16 protein-coding genes are annotated in these 16,483 nt (G+C 68.3%); 9 read left to right on the top strand and 7 right to left on the bottom strand.

Translation table 11 applies throughout. The annotated features are described in order from the left end of the window. The first annotated feature begins 101 nt into the window (after positions 1 to 101). The gene (locus tag L942_RS27110; RefSeq protein ID WP_235079424.1) at positions 102 to 1,859 is read left to right on the top strand and encodes a CocE/NonD family hydrolase; all 1,758 of its coding nucleotides are present in this window, start codon (positions 102 to 104) and stop codon (positions 1,857 to 1,859) included. Between the two features lie 449 nt (positions 1,860 to 2,308). On the opposite strand, the gene L942_RS27105 is transcribed toward L942_RS27110, so the two are convergent. The 3 genes from L942_RS27105 to L942_RS27095 all read right to left on the bottom strand — a co-directional run bounded on the left by L942_RS27105 (position 2,309) and on the right by L942_RS27095 (position 4,941). Next, positions 2,309 to 3,232, bottom strand: coding sequence for a sensor histidine kinase (locus tag L942_RS27105; protein ID WP_037365766.1), 924 nt, complete (start codon positions 3,230 to 3,232; stop codon positions 2,309 to 2,311). A gap of 228 nt (positions 3,233 to 3,460) precedes the next feature. Beyond that, positions 3,461 to 4,204 (bottom strand): hypothetical protein, encoded by a 744-nt coding sequence (locus L942_RS27100; protein ID WP_081655249.1) that lies wholly within the window; start codon positions 4,202 to 4,204, stop codon positions 3,461 to 3,463. A gap of 281 nt (positions 4,205 to 4,485) precedes the next feature. Then, positions 4,486 to 4,941 (bottom strand): MarR family winged helix-turn-helix transcriptional regulator, encoded by a 456-nt coding sequence (locus L942_RS27095; RefSeq protein ID WP_235079421.1) that lies wholly within the window; start codon positions 4,939 to 4,941, stop codon positions 4,486 to 4,488. 85 nt (positions 4,942 to 5,026) lie between these two features. On the opposite strand from L942_RS27095, the gene L942_RS27090 reads away from it, so the two are divergent. Together L942_RS27090 and L942_RS27085 are read left to right on the top strand one after the other, a co-directional pair. Next, positions 5,027 to 5,356, top strand: a complete 330-nt coding sequence (locus tag L942_RS27090) for a rhodanese-like domain-containing protein (RefSeq protein WP_037365762.1) — start codon at positions 5,027 to 5,029, stop codon at positions 5,354 to 5,356. A 20-nt stretch (positions 5,357 to 5,376) separates the two neighbouring features. Continuing rightward, on the top strand, positions 5,377 to 5,943 hold the full coding sequence (locus L942_RS27085; protein WP_037365760.1) for a YceI family protein: 567 nt from the start codon (positions 5,377 to 5,379) through the stop codon (positions 5,941 to 5,943). A 618-nt stretch (positions 5,944 to 6,561) separates the two neighbouring features. On the opposite strand, the gene L942_RS27080 is transcribed toward L942_RS27085, so the two are convergent. Together L942_RS27080 and L942_RS27075 are read right to left on the bottom strand one after the other, a co-directional pair. Then, positions 6,562 to 7,110, bottom strand: coding sequence for a GNAT family N-acetyltransferase (locus L942_RS27080; RefSeq protein ID WP_037365758.1), 549 nt, complete (start codon positions 7,108 to 7,110; stop codon positions 6,562 to 6,564). Next, complete coding sequence (locus L942_RS27075) at positions 7,107 to 8,342, bottom strand: amidohydrolase family protein (RefSeq protein ID WP_037365757.1); 1,236 nt, start codon at positions 8,340 to 8,342, stop codon at positions 7,107 to 7,109. Before L942_RS27075 ends, L942_RS27080 begins: the two co-directional genes overlap by 4 nt. A 79-nt stretch (positions 8,343 to 8,421) precedes the next feature. On the opposite strand from L942_RS27075, the gene L942_RS27070 reads away from it, so the two are divergent. The 6 genes from L942_RS27070 to L942_RS27045 all read left to right on the top strand — a co-directional run bounded on the left by L942_RS27070 (position 8,422) and on the right by L942_RS27045 (position 13,467). After that, positions 8,422 to 8,865 (top strand): MarR family winged helix-turn-helix transcriptional regulator, encoded by a 444-nt coding sequence (locus tag L942_RS27070; protein WP_037365755.1) that lies wholly within the window; start codon positions 8,422 to 8,424, stop codon positions 8,863 to 8,865. Positions 8,866 to 8,920: 55 nt separating this feature from the next. Further along, the gene (locus L942_RS27065; RefSeq protein WP_037365753.1) at positions 8,921 to 9,697 is read left to right on the top strand and encodes an IclR family transcriptional regulator; all 777 of its coding nucleotides are present in this window, start codon (positions 8,921 to 8,923) and stop codon (positions 9,695 to 9,697) included. Positions 9,698 to 9,850: 153 nt separating this feature from the next. Next, positions 9,851 to 10,576 (top strand): creatininase family protein, encoded by a 726-nt coding sequence (locus L942_RS27060; protein ID WP_037365751.1) that lies wholly within the window; start codon positions 9,851 to 9,853, stop codon positions 10,574 to 10,576. 16 nt (positions 10,577 to 10,592) lie between these two features. Next, positions 10,593 to 11,459, top strand: a complete 867-nt coding sequence (locus L942_RS27055) for an amidohydrolase family protein (RefSeq protein ID WP_235079417.1) — start codon at positions 10,593 to 10,595, stop codon at positions 11,457 to 11,459. After that, entirely contained in the window at positions 11,456 to 12,358 is a 903-nt protein-coding gene (locus L942_RS27050) for a dihydrodipicolinate synthase family protein (protein WP_037365746.1), read from the top strand. Before L942_RS27055 ends, L942_RS27050 begins: the two co-directional genes overlap by 4 nt. Further along, the gene (locus tag L942_RS27045; protein ID WP_037365743.1) at positions 12,355 to 13,467 is read left to right on the top strand and encodes a mandelate racemase/muconate lactonizing enzyme family protein; all 1,113 of its coding nucleotides are present in this window, start codon (positions 12,355 to 12,357) and stop codon (positions 13,465 to 13,467) included. Before L942_RS27050 ends, L942_RS27045 begins: the two co-directional genes overlap by 4 nt. Here the strand turns inward: L942_RS27045 and L942_RS27040 are convergent. Beyond that, on the bottom strand, positions 13,451 to 15,037 hold the full coding sequence (locus L942_RS27040; RefSeq protein ID WP_037365741.1) for a carboxypeptidase-like regulatory domain-containing protein: 1,587 nt from the start codon (positions 15,035 to 15,037) through the stop codon (positions 13,451 to 13,453). The two genes, L942_RS27045 and L942_RS27040, sit on opposite strands and share 17 nt — an antisense overlap. Next, positions 15,034 to 16,362: an MFS transporter gene (locus L942_RS27035; protein ID WP_037365739.1), complete on the bottom strand. Its 1,329-nt coding sequence runs from the start codon at positions 16,360 to 16,362 to the stop codon at positions 15,034 to 15,036. Before L942_RS27035 ends, L942_RS27040 begins: the two co-directional genes overlap by 4 nt. Between the last annotated feature and the right edge of the window lie 121 nt (positions 16,363 to 16,483).

Genomic DNA, 16,483 nt, shown 5'->3' with positions numbered 1-16,483 from the left:
CAGCGGGCATGGACCGCATTTCGGGAGGTCTTCTGATGACGTCGTGTGCGCGCCGAGTGGCCCTGATCGCGGCAGCAGTGCTGTTGACCGCACCTTCGGGAGTGGCTGACGCTACGGCCGGGGCCGGGGCCGGGGCGTACACCGTGCGCACCCTGCACTTCGACGTGCTGGTCGGGCCCGGCGGGGTGCAGCGCTGCGACATCGTCGGCGACCTGTACACGCCAGCCGACGCCGGTCCGGGCCACCGCGTGCCGTCCATCCTCACCACCAACGGGTTCGGCGGGTCCAAGGACGATCAGGCCGGAATCGCGCGATACTTCGCCGCGCACGATTACGCGGTATTGTCCTATTCCGGCCTCGGCTTCGGCGGTTCGGGCTGCAAGATCACACTGGACGACCCGGATTGGGACGGGCAGGCCGCGAGCCAGCTGGTGAGCTTCCTCGGCGGCGCCGACGGGATCGCCTACGCGGATGCGGCACACGCGCAGCCGGTCGCGGGCGCCGACTACGTGGTGCGCGATCCGGTGGACCACGCCGGCCGGACTGACGCCGCGGATCCCCGGGTCGGCATGATCGGCGGTTCCTACGGCGGCGAGGTGCAGTTCGCGGCCGCTTCGGTCGACCCGAGGATCGACACCCTCGTCCCGCTGATCACCTGGAACGACCTGTCCTACTCGCTGGCCCCGAACAACACCGATCTCCGCACTGGCGTCACCTCGGCCACCCCCGGGGTCACCAAGCTGACCTGGCCGCTGCTGTTCTTCACCGAGGGCGCGGTCTTGGACAGCGCGACGGGCTTCACCAGCGACCCGTCGAGGGTGATCGGCTGCCCCAACTTCACCACTGACATCTGCGCGGACCTCGCGGCGTCCGGGACGCTGGGCTATCCGACACCGGACACGCTCGCGCTGACGCGGCATGCGTCGGTGTCCGCCTACGTCAACCGGATCCGCGTTCCGGTCCTGCTGGCGCAGGGCGAGAACGACACGCTGTTCAACCTCAACGAGGCGGCCGCCACGTACCGAGCGCTCAGGGCCCAGGGCACGCCGGTGAAGATGATCTGGCAGTCCTGGGGTCACTCCGGTGCCACCCCCGCGCCCGGCGAGCTGGACCTCGCCGGCCCGGACCCGGCCGCCCAGTACGAAGCCGCCCGCGTGACCAGCTGGTTCAACCAGTACTTGCGCGGCGGCCAGCCGGACGCATACCCCGGATTCGCCTATTTCCGCGACTGGATCGACTACACCGGCATCGCCACCCCGGCCTACGGCAGCGCCCCCGCCTACCCGGTGGGCACGGGCATGAAGTTCTTCCTCTCCGGCAGCGGCGACCTGGTCACCGATCCGAGCGGTGTCCGGGCCGGGGCACAAAGCTTCCTCACACCCCCGGCCGGATTCCCGACCAGTTCGTCCGGAATCGACGCGTTTTCGCCGAACCTGCCGCCCGACGAGAATCTCCCTGGGACTTACGCTTCCTGGACCGGCCGCCCACTGGCCGCGCCACTCGAAGTGGTCGGCGAGCCGCAGCTCGAGGTGAAGGTGCAGGCGCCCACCACGGCGGTCAGCAGCACGCTCGGTCCAGCCGGCCAGCTCGTGCTGTTCGCCAAGCTGTACGACGTGGCGCCGGACGGCACGGAAAGCCTCGTGCACAACCTGATCGCCCCGGTCCGGCTGTCCGATCCGGCCAAGTCCGCGCGCATCACACTGCCCGCCGTCGTGCACCAGTTCCCGGCCGGGCACGCGATCCGCGTCATGCTCGCCAGCGGCGACCTCAACTACCGGGCGGGCCTGGTCGCGGCGCCTGTCACGGTGAGCACCGGAGACACCGGTCAGGTCCTCACCCTGCCGACCACCGGTCGCTGAGCGCGGGGACCGCTCGCCCGCCGTCCGGGAGAACCGACCGGCTCCGCCCGCGACCACGGACCCGGCTTGCCCGCCGCTCACGGCCGCCCCAGGTCTGTTCCATGCCGGGCTTCAGACCTCTTCTCCCCCGGTATTCAGCGGTGAACCCGCCGCAGCCGAAAAGCACAAGAATCAATTCCGGTGGCCCTGGCCGGGTTTCTTCTCGTGACTGACCCGGATCCGAGAGCGGGCGTCCCTTCGCCCGGACGACGCGGGAGACGACAGCCGGGACTCGGCGTCGACGCCGAGGACGAAGACCGTTTCGATCGGAGGGTCAGCGAGCCCCCGTCGCGCAGCGCCCCGGCCGCTTTCCCGATGTCGCCAGCCGCCGCGGTCGCCCGCACAGCCTTCACCAGTCCGGTCCGGGTGCCGTCCTCCGGCAGGCACGCACAGCCGCCCGCGACCCTCGGTCACCCGGCGGCGAACCGGGCCTCGACCGTCGACCCGGCCGGGTCGGAGTGCATCCGCACCAGGTCCGCGAGATGGTTCACCAGCAGCAATCCGCGGCCGCGGACCTGGTCCGGCGGAGCCGGGAGGCGGCCGGCCATCGGATCCGCCAGCCACCCCTCGTCCCGGACCTGGCACACCAGTTCGCCGTCCGCGAACCCCAGCCGCACCACCGCGGATCCGCTGCCGTGCTCCACGCTGTTGACCGCCAGCTCCGACACCGCCATCACCGCGTCCTCGACCCGGTCCTCGGGCAGGCCGTGCCGCCGCGCCGTCTCTGCCGTCACCAGACGGAGGTCGCCAAGATCGGGTTCGGCGACGGCAAAGGACCGCGCGCCGAGCGGCGGCGGCAGCTCACGGTTGTAGTCGGCGACCACCGCGTCGGGCGCGTAATCGCCGCTCTCGCGCCACTCCCCCGCGCCCTCGATCAGCCAGGGATGCGTCCGGAGAGCATCCGCCAGCTCGGTCGCGCCCAGCGCTTCGGCGTCGTAAGGACACAGGATGGTCGCCCACCGGCCATGGAAAGCCAGGTTGATCAACGCCTCGTGCTGAGCGCACGCCGGATACTCCGCCGACGACCGGCCCGCCCAGACCGGCTCCCCGACGATCCGCACATGCTCGTCCGGATGCGCGTCGGCGAACGCGCGCAGCACGCCCGGAATGATCCGCCCCGGGTTGCGGCCTGCCTCGGTCATGTCGACCAGCAGCGCCCGATCCGCGTCCGCACCCAGCTCGGCCCGCACCAGGTCCACGTGCTCCGGCGGCGCGGCGACCGCTGCTGGCTCGTCCGCGGCCAGCCCGTCCCGGACGAACGGGACGACGCCCGCCAAGAACTCGGCGGCACCCCGGTAGAACAGCGCCGGATGCAGGAACGCTCGGGCCCGCATCACGGACGCCGCGCGGGCAACGACGATTCCTCCGAGCGCATCACGATCACTTCCTCACCGCCGCCACCCTGCCGGCAAGCTCGGGTCACTATGCCCAACGCTATCCCTCCCTGCCAGGTCGACGCACGGTCGAAGCGAACGTGCCGGTCATTTCGGCAAGCCGAATTGGCCCCGGTTCGGCACTTTGAGCTCTAGCGATGGTTGAGGTGAGGTCCCGGCAGGCGACACCTAAGCACCGTGCGCGTCGCCCGCATACCCTTTCCCCAGTGCCGACGCGTTCCCCAGACGAACCATCGCCACCAATGCCCGCGATGTCGTCGCCCCGACTCGAAGCTCCTTCCGCAACGTCTCCGCAGAAATCGGACGCCTGTGCAGTCGCCAGTGCTCAGCATCGGCCCGACGGGCCCGCTCCACCAACTCCCCGTCAAGATCACCAGCGCCCCCGGCCGCGGCCCCCAGCCGCTCCCGGCTGTCCGGCGCCAACGGCTCGCACATCGCCCGCTCCACGCCTTCATCCCGGTGGCCCACAGCGCAAGACCCGGGCAACCACGCTGATCCGGCACCGGTGCTGGCAGCGCTCAACGCCCGAAGCAGGCCGGGGCCAGCCTCAGCCCAGCCGACCAGGAGCAGCGGGCCTACCGAGTCGAACGCTGCTCTGCCCCATTGACCAGCACATACCGGATCAGCGACATTCAACAGCAGAGTCACCACACTCGCGGCCAGCAGCAGGCGACGCGCCGGGCGCAGCACGTCGTCGCCAACGCCCGACAACGCCAGATGCCGCGTACCCACCAGCAACCCAAGGACGGTCAGGTCGACAGCGGGCGCCACCAGCGGGGCCACGAACACTGGAACCTGCAGCTTCAGCGCCAAAGTCAAGACATTCCCGAAGCCGAACGTGAACGTGAGTCCAACGACTGATCCCATGGTGACCGTGACAAACTGCGCCACCGTTCGCGAATTGGCACTCACGACGAACTCCTCGCGGACCTGAGTCCGAAGGTGGCCTCCACCACCAACGTCCCGGCGAGAACCTCCTGGTCAGCCCCGTTCCCATCCTTGGGCAGTCCTGCCGAGGGCACATCTCTTCACCTTATTTATTTCCGGCGCGATTCTGCGCACGAAATCCATCACCGCGGTCAGATACGGCCGCCCTTAGCCGTGGCCCAGGTCTTCCGGGATCGCGTACCCCGGGCTGATCGCGTCCCGGAAGCCGTCTCGAAGCACCCTCGTGGCGGTCGCGAAGTCGTTCGCTAGGCCGGGCGCACGTCCTTCCCGCCTTCAGCGACCCGCTGCAACGCCTTCCCCAGCACCGCGGCCTCCTCGTCGCTGATGTGCGCCGAGAAATGCCGCTCGATGCTCTTCAGGTAGACCGGCGCGGTCTTGCGCAGCGCACGGACGCCCTCGTCGGTGATCACTGCCCAGCTGACTCGGCGGTCGTCCGGTTCCGGGCGCTTCGTCACCAGCCCCGCACGCACCATCTCGTCGACCAGCCGGCTCACCCGCGTCCGGCTGAGCACCACGCGATCGGCGACCTCCGCCATCCGGAGGCCCTTCTTGCCCGCCGCGTTCAGTTCCAGCAGGACGTCGTACCAGGTCAGGGGCACCGTCCCACCCCGCTGCACGTCGGTTTCGATGGCTCGCAGCGCGGCGCTGTGCGCGAGCAGCATGGCCCGCCAGGCGTCCAGGCCGATCTTCGGGTCGCTCACGGCCCCAGGGTAGTCCATTGCGTGCGGGCGCACCTAATGAGTAGAGTGCGTGCGTACGCACTTAAATCCCGTGAAGGAGACCCCGATGGTCGAACCCATCACGCGCGACGAGGTCAAGAAGCGGATCGACGCTGGATCGGCGATCGTCGTCGAGGCACTGCCCGTCGGCTACTACGCGAAAGCGCATCTCCCCGGCGCGCTCAACCTGCCGGTCGACGACGTCGAAGAACTCGCGCCGATCCTGCTGCCGGACAAGGACTCCGCGGTGATCGTCTACTGCGCCGACTCGCCCTGCCAGAACTCGGCCACCGTCGCGAAACACCTGGCGGAACTCGGGTACACCCGGGTCTTCGACTACGACGAGGGCAAAGCCGACTGGATCGCGGCCGGGCTGCCGACCGAATCCGGCAAGTGAAAGCAAAGGACGGAAACGCCATGACAGAGGCAACCCGCGTGGTCGGCGGAACGGAACTTCCCGCCGCGGGAATCTGGAAGGTCGACCCCGGACACGCCGAGGTCGGTTTCGTGGGAAGGCATTTCCTGCTCACCAAAGTCCGCGGCCGGTTCACCGGCGTGGACGCCACGGTGGAAATCGGCGAGAAGATCGAAGACACCACCGTGCGCGCGGTCATCGAAATGGCCACTGTGGACAGTGGCGACCAGACCCGGGACGACCATCTCCGTTCCGGCGATTTCTTCGACGTGGAACGGCATCCGCGGGCCACGTTCGCCTCCACCTCGGTGACCGCCACCGGCAATGAAGCGACCATGGTCGGAGACCTGACCATCAAGGACGTTACGCGGCCGGTCACCCTCGCCGTGGAGTATCTCGGCCACGCGCGCGATCCGTGGGGAAACGATCGCGCGGTGTTCTCCGCTCGCGGAAAGATCAACCGCGAGGATTGGGGACTGGGGTGGAACATGGTGCTGGAATCGGGAGGATTGCTGGTCTCGAAGGAAATCGAACTCGCCCTCGAGATCGAAGCGATCCGCGAGTCCTGAATGGACCCGAAACCGGGCCGGGTTGGCTGGCAGACCAGCCAACCCGGCCCGGTTTCGTCTTCACCCCGGCAGCGAGCTCGAACTGTTCCCGCACCGCCGCTTCCTCGCCCCGCGCCTGCTGGCAGGCACCCAGCCGGTTCCGGACCTCGATCTCCGCCCACGGCGACATCCGGTCCGTCAGCGCACCCAGCGCCCCGCAGATGATGCGAAATCGCCAGATCCAGACCTCCCAATTCCTGTTCCGCCGTACCGAGCCGCGAAAGCGAACTCACCAGCAGCAGTCGGTCGTCGACCCGTTCGGCCAGCTCCACCGCCTCACGCAAGGGTTCCGCCGCTTCCATCGACCGGCCCAAGTGCAATCGCACACTGCCGATGTGGCTCGAAACCCGGCCCAACATCGCCGGATTTCCGGTCGAGACGGCGACTTCGCGCGATTGGCCGAAACAGGCGAGCGACAGCTCATCCTCGCCTCGCCGGAAATGCACGTACCCGAGTCCGGAACCCGCCCGTTCGACCAGCCAGTCGTCGCCGATCTCGACGGCCAGTGCCAGAGCCTCGCTCGCCCGGCGGCATGGACAACGGAGCACGAGTCCTGTCCGGTTCGCGGATGCGACCAGTTCAGCCTCGGACCCACGCGTCCCGGGTCAGCTCGTACTCGACCTCACCGTGCTCCGTGCCCGGCAGCGGATCGTCGAAGTGGAGGTGAAACGTGCGGACATGCTTCAGTCCGGCCCGCTCCAGCACCCGCCGCGACGGGGTGTTCACCGCCATCGTCTGCGCCCACACCCGTCGCGTGCCCCACTCGGCGAATCCTTGGTGGATCGCCGCCCGGGCCCCTTCGGTCGCGTAGCCCTTGCCCCATGCTTTCGCCCGCAGCCGGTAGCCGAGTTCCAGCTCCGTCGTGCTGCCGTCGTCCGGCGGTTGCAGGGCAATCCAGCCGAGGAACTCGCCGCTCGCGCGCTCGATCGCCGCCCACCGCCCGGCTGGTCCGCGCTCGTAGTCGCCGAGGACGGCGGGCAGCACCTTCTGCTCGATCTCGGTGCGCGGCGTCGGCTTGCCGGTGAGGAACCGCATCACGCGCGGGTCGCTGTCGAGTTCGACGAGATTGTCCAGGTCGGCTTCGGTGAACCGCCGCAACGCCAAGCGTTCCGTCTCCAGAATTTTCATCCGAGCGCCAATCCCGCGGCCGCCGCGATCCGGTCCCGCGATTCCAGCAGCCGGGCCCGGAGCTTCGGCAACTCCACCCCCAGCAACCGGCCATCGCGCTTGACCGCCGTTCCCCCGACGAAGACGCTGTCCACCACTCCCGGATGTCCAGCGGTGACCACTGTGGACACCGGATCGTTCACCGGGAATACGGACAGCTCGTCCGCGTCGATGAGCACCAGATCCGCGTCCTTTCCAACGCTGATGCTGCCCGCGCGGTCGCCTCGCCCGCAGGCGCGCGCACCGTCCACAGTGGCGAGCTCGAGCAGATCGCGCGCGACCAGGCTGCCGTCGAGGCCGCGTTGCACGGCGAATGCCGTACGCATGGCCGAAAACATGTCACCCCCAGCGGACGGACAGTCGTCAATGGACAACGACGGCCGGATCCCGGCAGCCAGCAGCCGTCCGGTTTCCGGCCACCCGAACCCCATCTTCGCCTCGACGTCCGGGCTGATCGTCACCGAACACCCCGCCTCCGCGATAATCGCGAGCTGCGCGTCGGTGAGACCGTTGCCGTGCACTATCGTCGTCCGGTCGTCAAGCAGTTTTCGTTCGTGCATCTCGGGAAGCGAAGCGCAGGCCGCGCCGTGGACGTGCACGCTCACCCGGAGACCGAGTTCCCGCGCCAACGCGACATCGGCCGCCGTGGTGTCCATTGTGGTCAGCATCGGCCCGCGCAGCCCGAACGCCATTTCGTCGCCCGGCAACCGTTTCCGCACCCTGGTGACGTCGCTGGGTTCCGCCGCGCAGTAACAAAAGACCGACCGGCCCGGCGCCTCCTGGAGCGCGTCGATCGCCGCGTCGGCGTTCTCCGGCCGGTCGGAGCAGTGGAACCAGTCGAGCATCGTCGTCACGCCGGAGTTGAGCGCTTCGAGCCGCCCCAGCAGGTTGCCGAGATACACGTCCTCCGGCCGATAGTGCGGCCGGAGCGTGCCGTGCATGGCCGCGCGGTACTCGTCGAACGTCCAGTCCGCGCCGAGCCCGCGGAACGCGGTCTGCCAGGTGTGCCGGTGGGTGTCCACGAATCCCGGCAGGACGATCTTGCCGGTCGCGTCCACGATCTCGGCGTCGGCGTCGATCGCCGGGCCTACCGCCGCGATCCGCCCGTCCTCGATCAGCACGTCTCCGCGCCGGAGATCCCCCACCGCCGGGTCGAGGCTGACGACAGTCCCGTTCCGCAGCAATGTCCGCATGAACCCTCCCAGAAGTTGACTCGTCAACTCTAGGTCCACTGGAGTTGATGAGTCAACTCCCCAGGTACGCTCCCGGTCCATGACGCCCGACGACTGGGAGCTGTGGAACGCCTGGGTGCGCGCGCAACGCCTGCTCACCCGCGAACTGGACCGGGGACTGCAGCGGGAATGCGGCATCTCGAAGGCCGAGTTCAGCGTCCTGCTGACCCTGTGGCGCGCGCCTGGGCACGAAGCCCGCGTCGCCGACCTGGTCGAAGCCCTCGGCTGGGAGAAGAGCCGGGTCTCGCACCAGCTGACCCGGATGGAACCGCGCGACCTGGTCGCCCCGACCCGCAGCGGCCCCAGCGGGCGGCGCATCGGGATCAGCCTCACCGCGCACGGCCGCTCGGTCATCCAGGACGCGCTGGTGGTCCACGGCGCCAACATTCGCCGCCACTTCCTGGACGAGCTGACCCGCACGCAGGTCGACGCCATTCGATCGTGGGCCGAGGGGACCATCGCGCGGATCGAGCCGGGCGGGTGACCGGACGCTACCGTGTTCCGAAGATGGCTACAGGTATCCGAAAGGTTGATGCCGGATGAGCGAGGGCAAAGCGGCGTCGCCGGCTGCGGACCGGACGCTCACTGTGCTGGAGGCGCTCGTGCGCGCCGAGGAACCGCTGACGCTCACCGCGCTGGCGAAGGCCGCCGGGGTGCCGCTCGCCACCTGCGCGTCCATCGCGTACACGCTGGAGGAGCGCGGTTATGCCGTGCGGCGGGTCGTCGGGCGGAGCCACTTCTGGCGGCCCACCTTGCGGCTTTACGGCTTGGCCATCGAACTGGTGCGGAAGGTCGACCTGCCGTCCCTCGTCCAGGCCGATCTGCGGCGGCTGGCGGAGAGCCTCGGAATGCCCGCGCATGTGGGGATTCTGGAGGACGCTTCGGTGGTCTATGTCGCCAAGGCTTCGACCCCCGGATTCGTACAGTTCGACACCTACCGGGGCAAAGTCGCGCCGTTCGACCTGACCGCTTTGGGACGGGCCATTGCCGCGCATCTTCCGGAAGCTGAGCTGAAGCCGTTGCTGTCGCGCCTTTCGCGCGGGGCAGGGCCCAAGGCTGCCGTTCCGGATGCGGATCGGTTTCTGGCGTTGCTGGCGAGGGTGCGGGCGGACGGGTACGCGCTCGAGAGCGAGGAGGAGCAGGCGGAGATCGCTTGCCTTGCCGCACCGTTCTTCGATGCCGAGGGTGCGGTCGCTGGGGCCGTGGGGGTCACCGGGTTTGCGCGGCAGTTGGTCGGAGAGAAGAGGAAGGCCGCGGCGCGCGGCGTCGTGCAGGTTGGGCAGGAAGTTTCCCGGCGGCTGGGGTTTGCCGGGTAGCGACTTGCTTTGCCCTATCCAGGTCAGTGCGGCCGCCTCTGGCCGCACCGGCAACGGCATTGCGTCCCCTCCCCCGATCGACTATCTTCCTGAATCAGGAAGACTTCTACGAAATACCGGAAGATAGGCCAACCGGAGTATCGGGGAGACGTCGTGGGCGCACTGTTGCGCTGGGCGGAGGCCGACCGCGCCACGGTGCGCGGAGTGCTTTCCGAGGCGCTCGTCTTGGTGCCGGTCGGCGCGACCGAACAACATGGGCCGCACTTGCCCGCCGGGACGGACGCCTTTCTCGCGGCCGCGGCGTGTGAGCGGGCAGCCGAGTTGGCCGCGCCGAGGAGCGGACGGGACTTGCTGCTCGCGCCACCGATTCCGTATGGGGCTTCCGATCATCACCTGCCGTTCAACGGCACGCTTTCCCTTTCCCCGCAGACCCTGTTGCACGTACTTGACGATCTGGCCCGGTCGATCGCGGTTCAAGGCGGGCGGCGGATGGTCGTCGTCAACGGGCACGGGGGCAACATCGGCGTCTGTCACGCGTTCGCTGGTGCGGCGTCGACCCGGCATGGGCTTGCGGTGGCGCACACCGACTACTGGCGGGTCCTCGAGCCGGACGACGTCGTGCCTGGGCACGCTGGCGAGTTCGAGACTTCGATGATGCTGGCGGTACGCGCGGAATTGGTTCAGAAGCCGCCCGGCCGGGAGCTGCCCCCGCAACGAAAAGTGGTCGATGTGGACATTCATTCGGAGAAGGTCTGGCGGGACATCGACGGGTATACCGATCGCCCTGAGTCAGCCGCGGAGAACCGGGGGCGCAAGTGGTTCGAGGAGATCGCCAGCGGGCTCGCGGACCGGTTCGTCACCCTCGCGGAGGTGTTGTGAAGCCATGATCGTGGACGTGCACACTCATACTCCGACCCACCAGGCCGCGGTGCCGGACGGCGAGAGGCGCGTTTACGAGGGATGGCGGACCGACCGGCCGGTGGTCACCACGAATTCCTGGACGGACTACGACCAGGCCACCGAGGCCGCGGATCTGTCCATTGTGTTCAACATCGCGGTCGAGAACCCGGAGGAAGCCACTGGGCTGCCGTACCGGGCCGAGGACACCAACACCGCCACCGCGGCGTTCGTCACCGCTGATCCCCAGCGGCGGATCGGGTTCATGTCGGTGAATCCGACCGATCCCACCGTGTTCGACGAGGCGGACCGGTGCCGGGAACTGGGATTGGTCGGAGTGAAACTCGGGCCGAACTACCAAAACTTCGATCCGCTGTCCCCGCCGGCGCTGGACTTCTACCGGTACTGCGAGCGGCATGGCTTGCCGATCTTGTTCCACCAGGGTGCTTCGCCGATTCGGCAGGCACCGTTGCGGTACACGTATCCGCTGGTCACCGACGAGGTCGCGCTGCGGTTTCCGGAGCTTCGGATCGTCATGGCGCACCTGGGGCATCCGTGGGGGCGCGAGACGGTCGTGACGATCCGCAAGCATCCGCACGTCTATGCCGACGTTTCGTCGATTTACCTCCGGCCCTGGGTCTGCTACGAATCGCTGCTCGCCGCGCAGGAGTGGGGCGTGCCGCACAAGCTGCTGCTCGGTTCGGACTTTCCGATCGCGACCACGGCGGAGGCGATCGCGGGGATCCGGCGGGTCAACGACATCGTCGCGGGCACTGCGTTGCCGAAGATTTCCGAGGAGCTGATCGAGGGGATCATTCACGCCGACGCGTTGGGCGCGCTTGGCCTTCAGAAGGGGATTCGATGACGCCGGTTCGCGGAGTGTCTCCCGTTCTCGAAGTGCCGTTCACCGACGAGGGCGAGATCGACGTCGCCGGCTTCCGGCGGGTAGTCCGGCACGTGCTCGGGACCGGAGTCGGCAGCGTGATGTTCCCGGGATTCGCTTCGGAGTTCTACAAGCTCGCGGAGGACGAACGGCAGACACTCACTGACGTGTTGTTAGCGGAGACCAACGCGCGAACGGGCGTGTCAGCCATCATCGCCGTGCAAGATCACGCGACGCGGCTTGCGGTGAAGCGGGCCACCGACGCCGTGGCCGCGGGCGCGGAGTGGATCAATCTTCTGCCGCCGCATTACCTGCAGCCGTCTCGGCGGGCGTTGGTCGAGCACATTCGGGAGGTGCTGGACGCGGTCGCGCCGACTCCGGTCGTGCTGCAGTACGCGCCCGCGGAGACGGGGACCAGCCTGGACGCGGACGCGCTGCGCGAGATCGCGGCCAAACACGCCAATCTGCGGCTGGTCAAGGTCGAATCGAGTCCGCCAGGGCCGTTGATCGCCGAGCTGGCTGCCGGGGGTCCGCCGATTCCGGCGGTCGAGGGGTACGCGGGCGTGCAGTTGCCGGACGCGATCCGGCGAGGCGCGGTCGGGACGCAGCCGGGGTGTTCGTTCACCGAGATCTACGTGGAGATCTGGCGGCGGTTCGAGGACGGCGACGAAGCGGGCGGCGCCGAGTTGCACCGCCGGCTCCTGCCGTACATCTCCTATTGGATGCTCGACACGGAAAGAATCATCGCGGCGGAGAAACTGATCTCCGTCCGCCGGGGGTGGTTCGCCAGTCCCTGCTGCCGCGCCCCCGCGCACCGGCTCGATGCCGAGGACGTCCGGATGATCGACCGGTTTCTCCACGAGTTCCGCGAGTTCCTGTGAATACCGTCGAGGACATCGAGGTCGTCGCGGTCAGCCCGGTCGTGCGGCCGGAACTCGTGGTGGCCGGGGCCCGCGGAACCCACGACCGTTCCGACTTCCTGCTGGTCCGGGTGACCGCTTCGGACGGTACGACCGGCGTGGGCGAAGTCAGCGCAACGCTGCAATGGAGCGGAGAAGACGCTGGCACAGCGGAGTACCTCATCAAGAGAGCCCTCGCCCCGGCGGTGCTCGGGAAGCCGCTCGTTCCGGTCGCCGCTCTCGAAAGGCGGATGGACGAGGCGGCGGCTGGGGCGCCGTTCACCAAAGCAGGGATCTCCACCGCGTTGTGGGACGCGTATGCGCGCAGCCTCGGTGTCCCGCTCGCGGTGGCACTTGGCGGTCCATTGAGGACTGAGGTGTCGGTGAAATGTTCGCTCAGCGGAAGCGGGCACCGACTGCGCGAGGTCTACCAGTCGGCCGTCGAGGCGGGGTTTCGCAGTTTTAAGCTGAAAATCGGGTTCGACCCCGAGGACGACGCGCGGCGGCTCGCGGAGGCGCGGAAGCTCGTGGGGGCGGACACGTTCCTCGGCCTGGATGCGAACGGCGGCTACCGGCCCGCGGACGCCGCCCGCGCGATCGAGTTGATGCGGGGCCAGGACCCGGCGTTCCTCGAACAACCGGTCGCCCCCGGCGATCTGGCCGGGATGCGGGCACTGCGCGGGCGAGGATTGTCCATTGTGGCCGATGAAAGCGTGTTCGGAATGGACGACCTGGTGTCGGTGCTCCGCGCGGAAGCGGCGGACGCGGTCAGTCTGTACATCGGCAAGGCGGGCGGGCCGGGTCGGGTGGTGGCGATGGCGCAGCTCGCGAACGCGTTCGGGCTGGACGTCGTGCTCGGGTCCAATGGGGAGCTGGGAATCGGCGCTGCGGCCCAATTGCACGCGGCGTGTGCGGCACCGGGTCTGTCGGCCAGGATTCCGTCCGACATCATCGGCGCGCATTACTACGAGAGCGACATCCTCAAGACGCCGTTGAACAGCGACTGCCAGAAGGTCCGGCTCGGGGACGCGCCCGGTCTCGGCGTCGAGGTGGCCGACGATATCGCCGCGGGGTTCAGGAGCGTCCGGTGAACCGGTCGAGAACGTTCGCGGTCACCGCGGAAACACCGTCGTCCACCAGCACTGCGGCGGACCAGGCGATCGATCCGACCGAGAAGACCTCGCCGCCGCTGGCCGTGGAGTAGCAAGCAATCTCACCGCCGCCGTTGCCGGGATTCCGGCCGCGGGCGACCACGTGAGTCCCTTGTGGACTGTACGGTCCGGTCTTGTCGGTTTCGTGGCCGGAAGCACCGCCGGGGCATCGTTCGTGCAAGCTTCGGACGCCGAACAGGTCCCCCTTGTCCAATCCGGTGCCGCGGAAGGCCCAGTGGCCGGGATCGACGACCTCGTAGGGAGCGCCGGTCATCGCACCCGCGCTGGTGAACACCACGCCGAACAGCTCCGACGTGGGGCGGAAAGTGCGGTGCATCCGGCTCTCGAACGGACCGGATTCGACGGCCTGGGTGCGGAACCGCAGTGCGTCCGGCGAGGAGAAGACCACTTCGCAGTCGGCGACGTTGCCGCCGAAGTTGGCCAGCTTTCCGCCGCGGTCGTGCACCCAGGAATAGACCGCGGCGTACATCTCGCGGGACCAATACTCCGGGTGCGTGCTCAGAACCAGCGCGCGGTAGCTGTCCAGCGGCAGGGTGCCGTCGTGCAGATGTGCGTCGGAGTAGAGGTCGTACTCGTAGCCGTTGCGTTCCAGCCAGCTGAGCAGCCGCCATTCCGCGGCGGCCAGGTGACACGGCTGCCTCCCGCGGATCGGGTCCTCCGGCTGGGCATCGGCGCTGAGCTGGTTCAGCGGTTCCGGGCGCTCGAAGGACAGCGGCGGGTACGCGTCGTCCGGCAGGGCGTGTTCGCTGAAGCTGGATTCCAGATAGCGCGGCATTTCCAAGCGGGGCACCAAAACCGGCGCGGCGGGCAGGCCGGAGGCGTTGATGTAGTTGCTGCGACCGCCGAAATTGTTGTATGCGTTCCACGTGTTCGTGGAAGCGACAACGGCGATCGGCGCGGTCGGCAGGCGCGGCGCGACTACCCACGGGAACGAGAACCGCGCCCCGGATTCGCCTTCGACCTGGAAGCAATACAACCCGCTGCGATCCGGTGCCGTGACGTACTGGCGGTGTGCCGGGTCGGCGTAACCCTTTTCGTTGAACCGAGCCCCGGTTTGCGTGTAGTCGCCGTCGGGGGTCACCTGCACGGTGGCGCGAGGTGCGTGTTCGTCGAACCAGCCGATCAGTGCCGTCTCCTCGGCCTCCGCGCCGTACCGCCACAGGCTCAGGCGATACGGCTCGGGGCTGTGGATCCGGAACTCGCCCTCGTCCCCGCCGCGGACCCATTTCGGCCAGACATAGCCCCAAATCTGGTCGGACAGCAGCCGGAACTGATGCGGTTCGCCAGCGCCGACCGAGACGTCGACGTGTTTCGCGCCGTAGCCGTCCTTGGCGAGGGTGACGCGGTAGTCGCCGGGCGGGAGGTCGGCGTGAATCGCGCCGGTCGCGGTGGAGCGAGCGGTCCACCGCGAGCCGCGGGCGCTGATCTCGACGGTGACCTCCGGCAAGGCGAGATAACGTTCGTCACTGACGTAGCCCAGCAAGGTCATACCGTCGCGGCTTTCGGTTCCGCGGCCGGTTCCGGCAACGGTTTTCCGGCGCGTTCGGGCAGCAGCAGCATCGCGACCGCGCTGAGCGCACAACCGGCGATCACGTAGATGCCGACGCCCCACACCGCGCCGGTCGCGCCGACCAGCCACGCGCTGAGGTACGGCGCGAACCCGCCGCCGAACACCGCGGTGAGCTGATATCCCAGGTTGACGCCGGTGACCCGCGACCGGGTGTCGAACAGTTCGGACAGAATCGTCTGGGACAGCGCGGACATCGCCATCACGAACACCGAGAAGCCCAGCACCATCGCGACCGCCACGAGGACCGGGTTCTTCGTCTCGAACAACCAGAACACCGGGAAGATCACCACGGCCAGCCCGATACAGCCGCCGAGGAACACCGGCTTCCGGCCGATCCGGTCGGACAGCGCGCCCCACGTCGGGGCGAGAATGATCTGCGCGCCGGCGGCGACCATGGTCGCGGTGAGCGCCACCGACGCGGGCATGCCGAGATCTTTTTTGACGTAAGACGCACCGTAGGTGGTGATGACGTAACCGCCGATGCTGTTGGCGAAACCGAACAGCACACCGTAGATCAAATTGCGCGGACGGCGCAGCACCGCGAGCAACGGAATGCGCGCACCGGCGTCCTTCTTGCGGGCACGTTCGAAGTCCGGCGTCTCGCCCACTCGCATCCGGATGATCAACCCGGCGATGAGCAGCACCACGCTCAGCAGGAACGGGATCCGCCAGCCCCAGGCCAGGAAATCCCGGTCCGGAAGCATCGCGAACAGCGCCATCAATCCGGAGGAAATCAGCAGCGCTACGCCGGCTCCGGAGAGGAGCAAGGCACCGTAGAGACCGCGTTTGCGCGGCGGGGCGTGCTCGACGGCGAGCGAGATCGCGCCGCCCATTTCGCCGCCGGTCGAAAACCCCTGCAGCAGCCGCAGGAGGACCAGCAGAATCGGGGCCGCGACGCCGATCTGGCGGTAGCCGGGCAGCACGCCGATGAGAATCGTGGCGACCCCCATCAGCACGATGGTCAAGATCAAGGCCTTCTTGCGGCCGAACCGGTCCGCGAGGTGCCCGATCACGATGCCGCCGACCGGGCGGAGCACGAACCCGACGGCGAAGGCGGCGAACGACGACAGCTGCCCGGTGAGCGGATCCGCGGACGGGAAGAACACGGCCGGGAACACGACGGCGGCGGCTAGGCCGAACAGGTAATAGTCGTAGTACTCGAGCAATGTGCCGATACTGGAAGCCAGTACCGCGGACCGGCGCGCCGAGTGCGCCGGGGCCGAGCCGGAGCGGTTTCCGTCCATGCCGCCCGCACCTCCTGATCCGATGGTGGATCAAGGCCGGTCGACCTCGACCCGGTCCCCCCGAATCCCGCATTTTCGAAATGCCGTAGATACGTCTTCTATTTCGGAAAGATTAGTCTAT

The organism is Amycolatopsis orientalis DSM 43388, from assembly GCF_000411975.1.
In the GTDB taxonomy this organism is placed as follows: Bacteria; Actinomycetota; Actinomycetes; order Mycobacteriales; family Pseudonocardiaceae; genus Amycolatopsis; species Amycolatopsis orientalis_D.
Note: the sequence above shows the minus strand (reverse complement) of the source record. Positions and strands in the feature narration are given on the sequence as shown.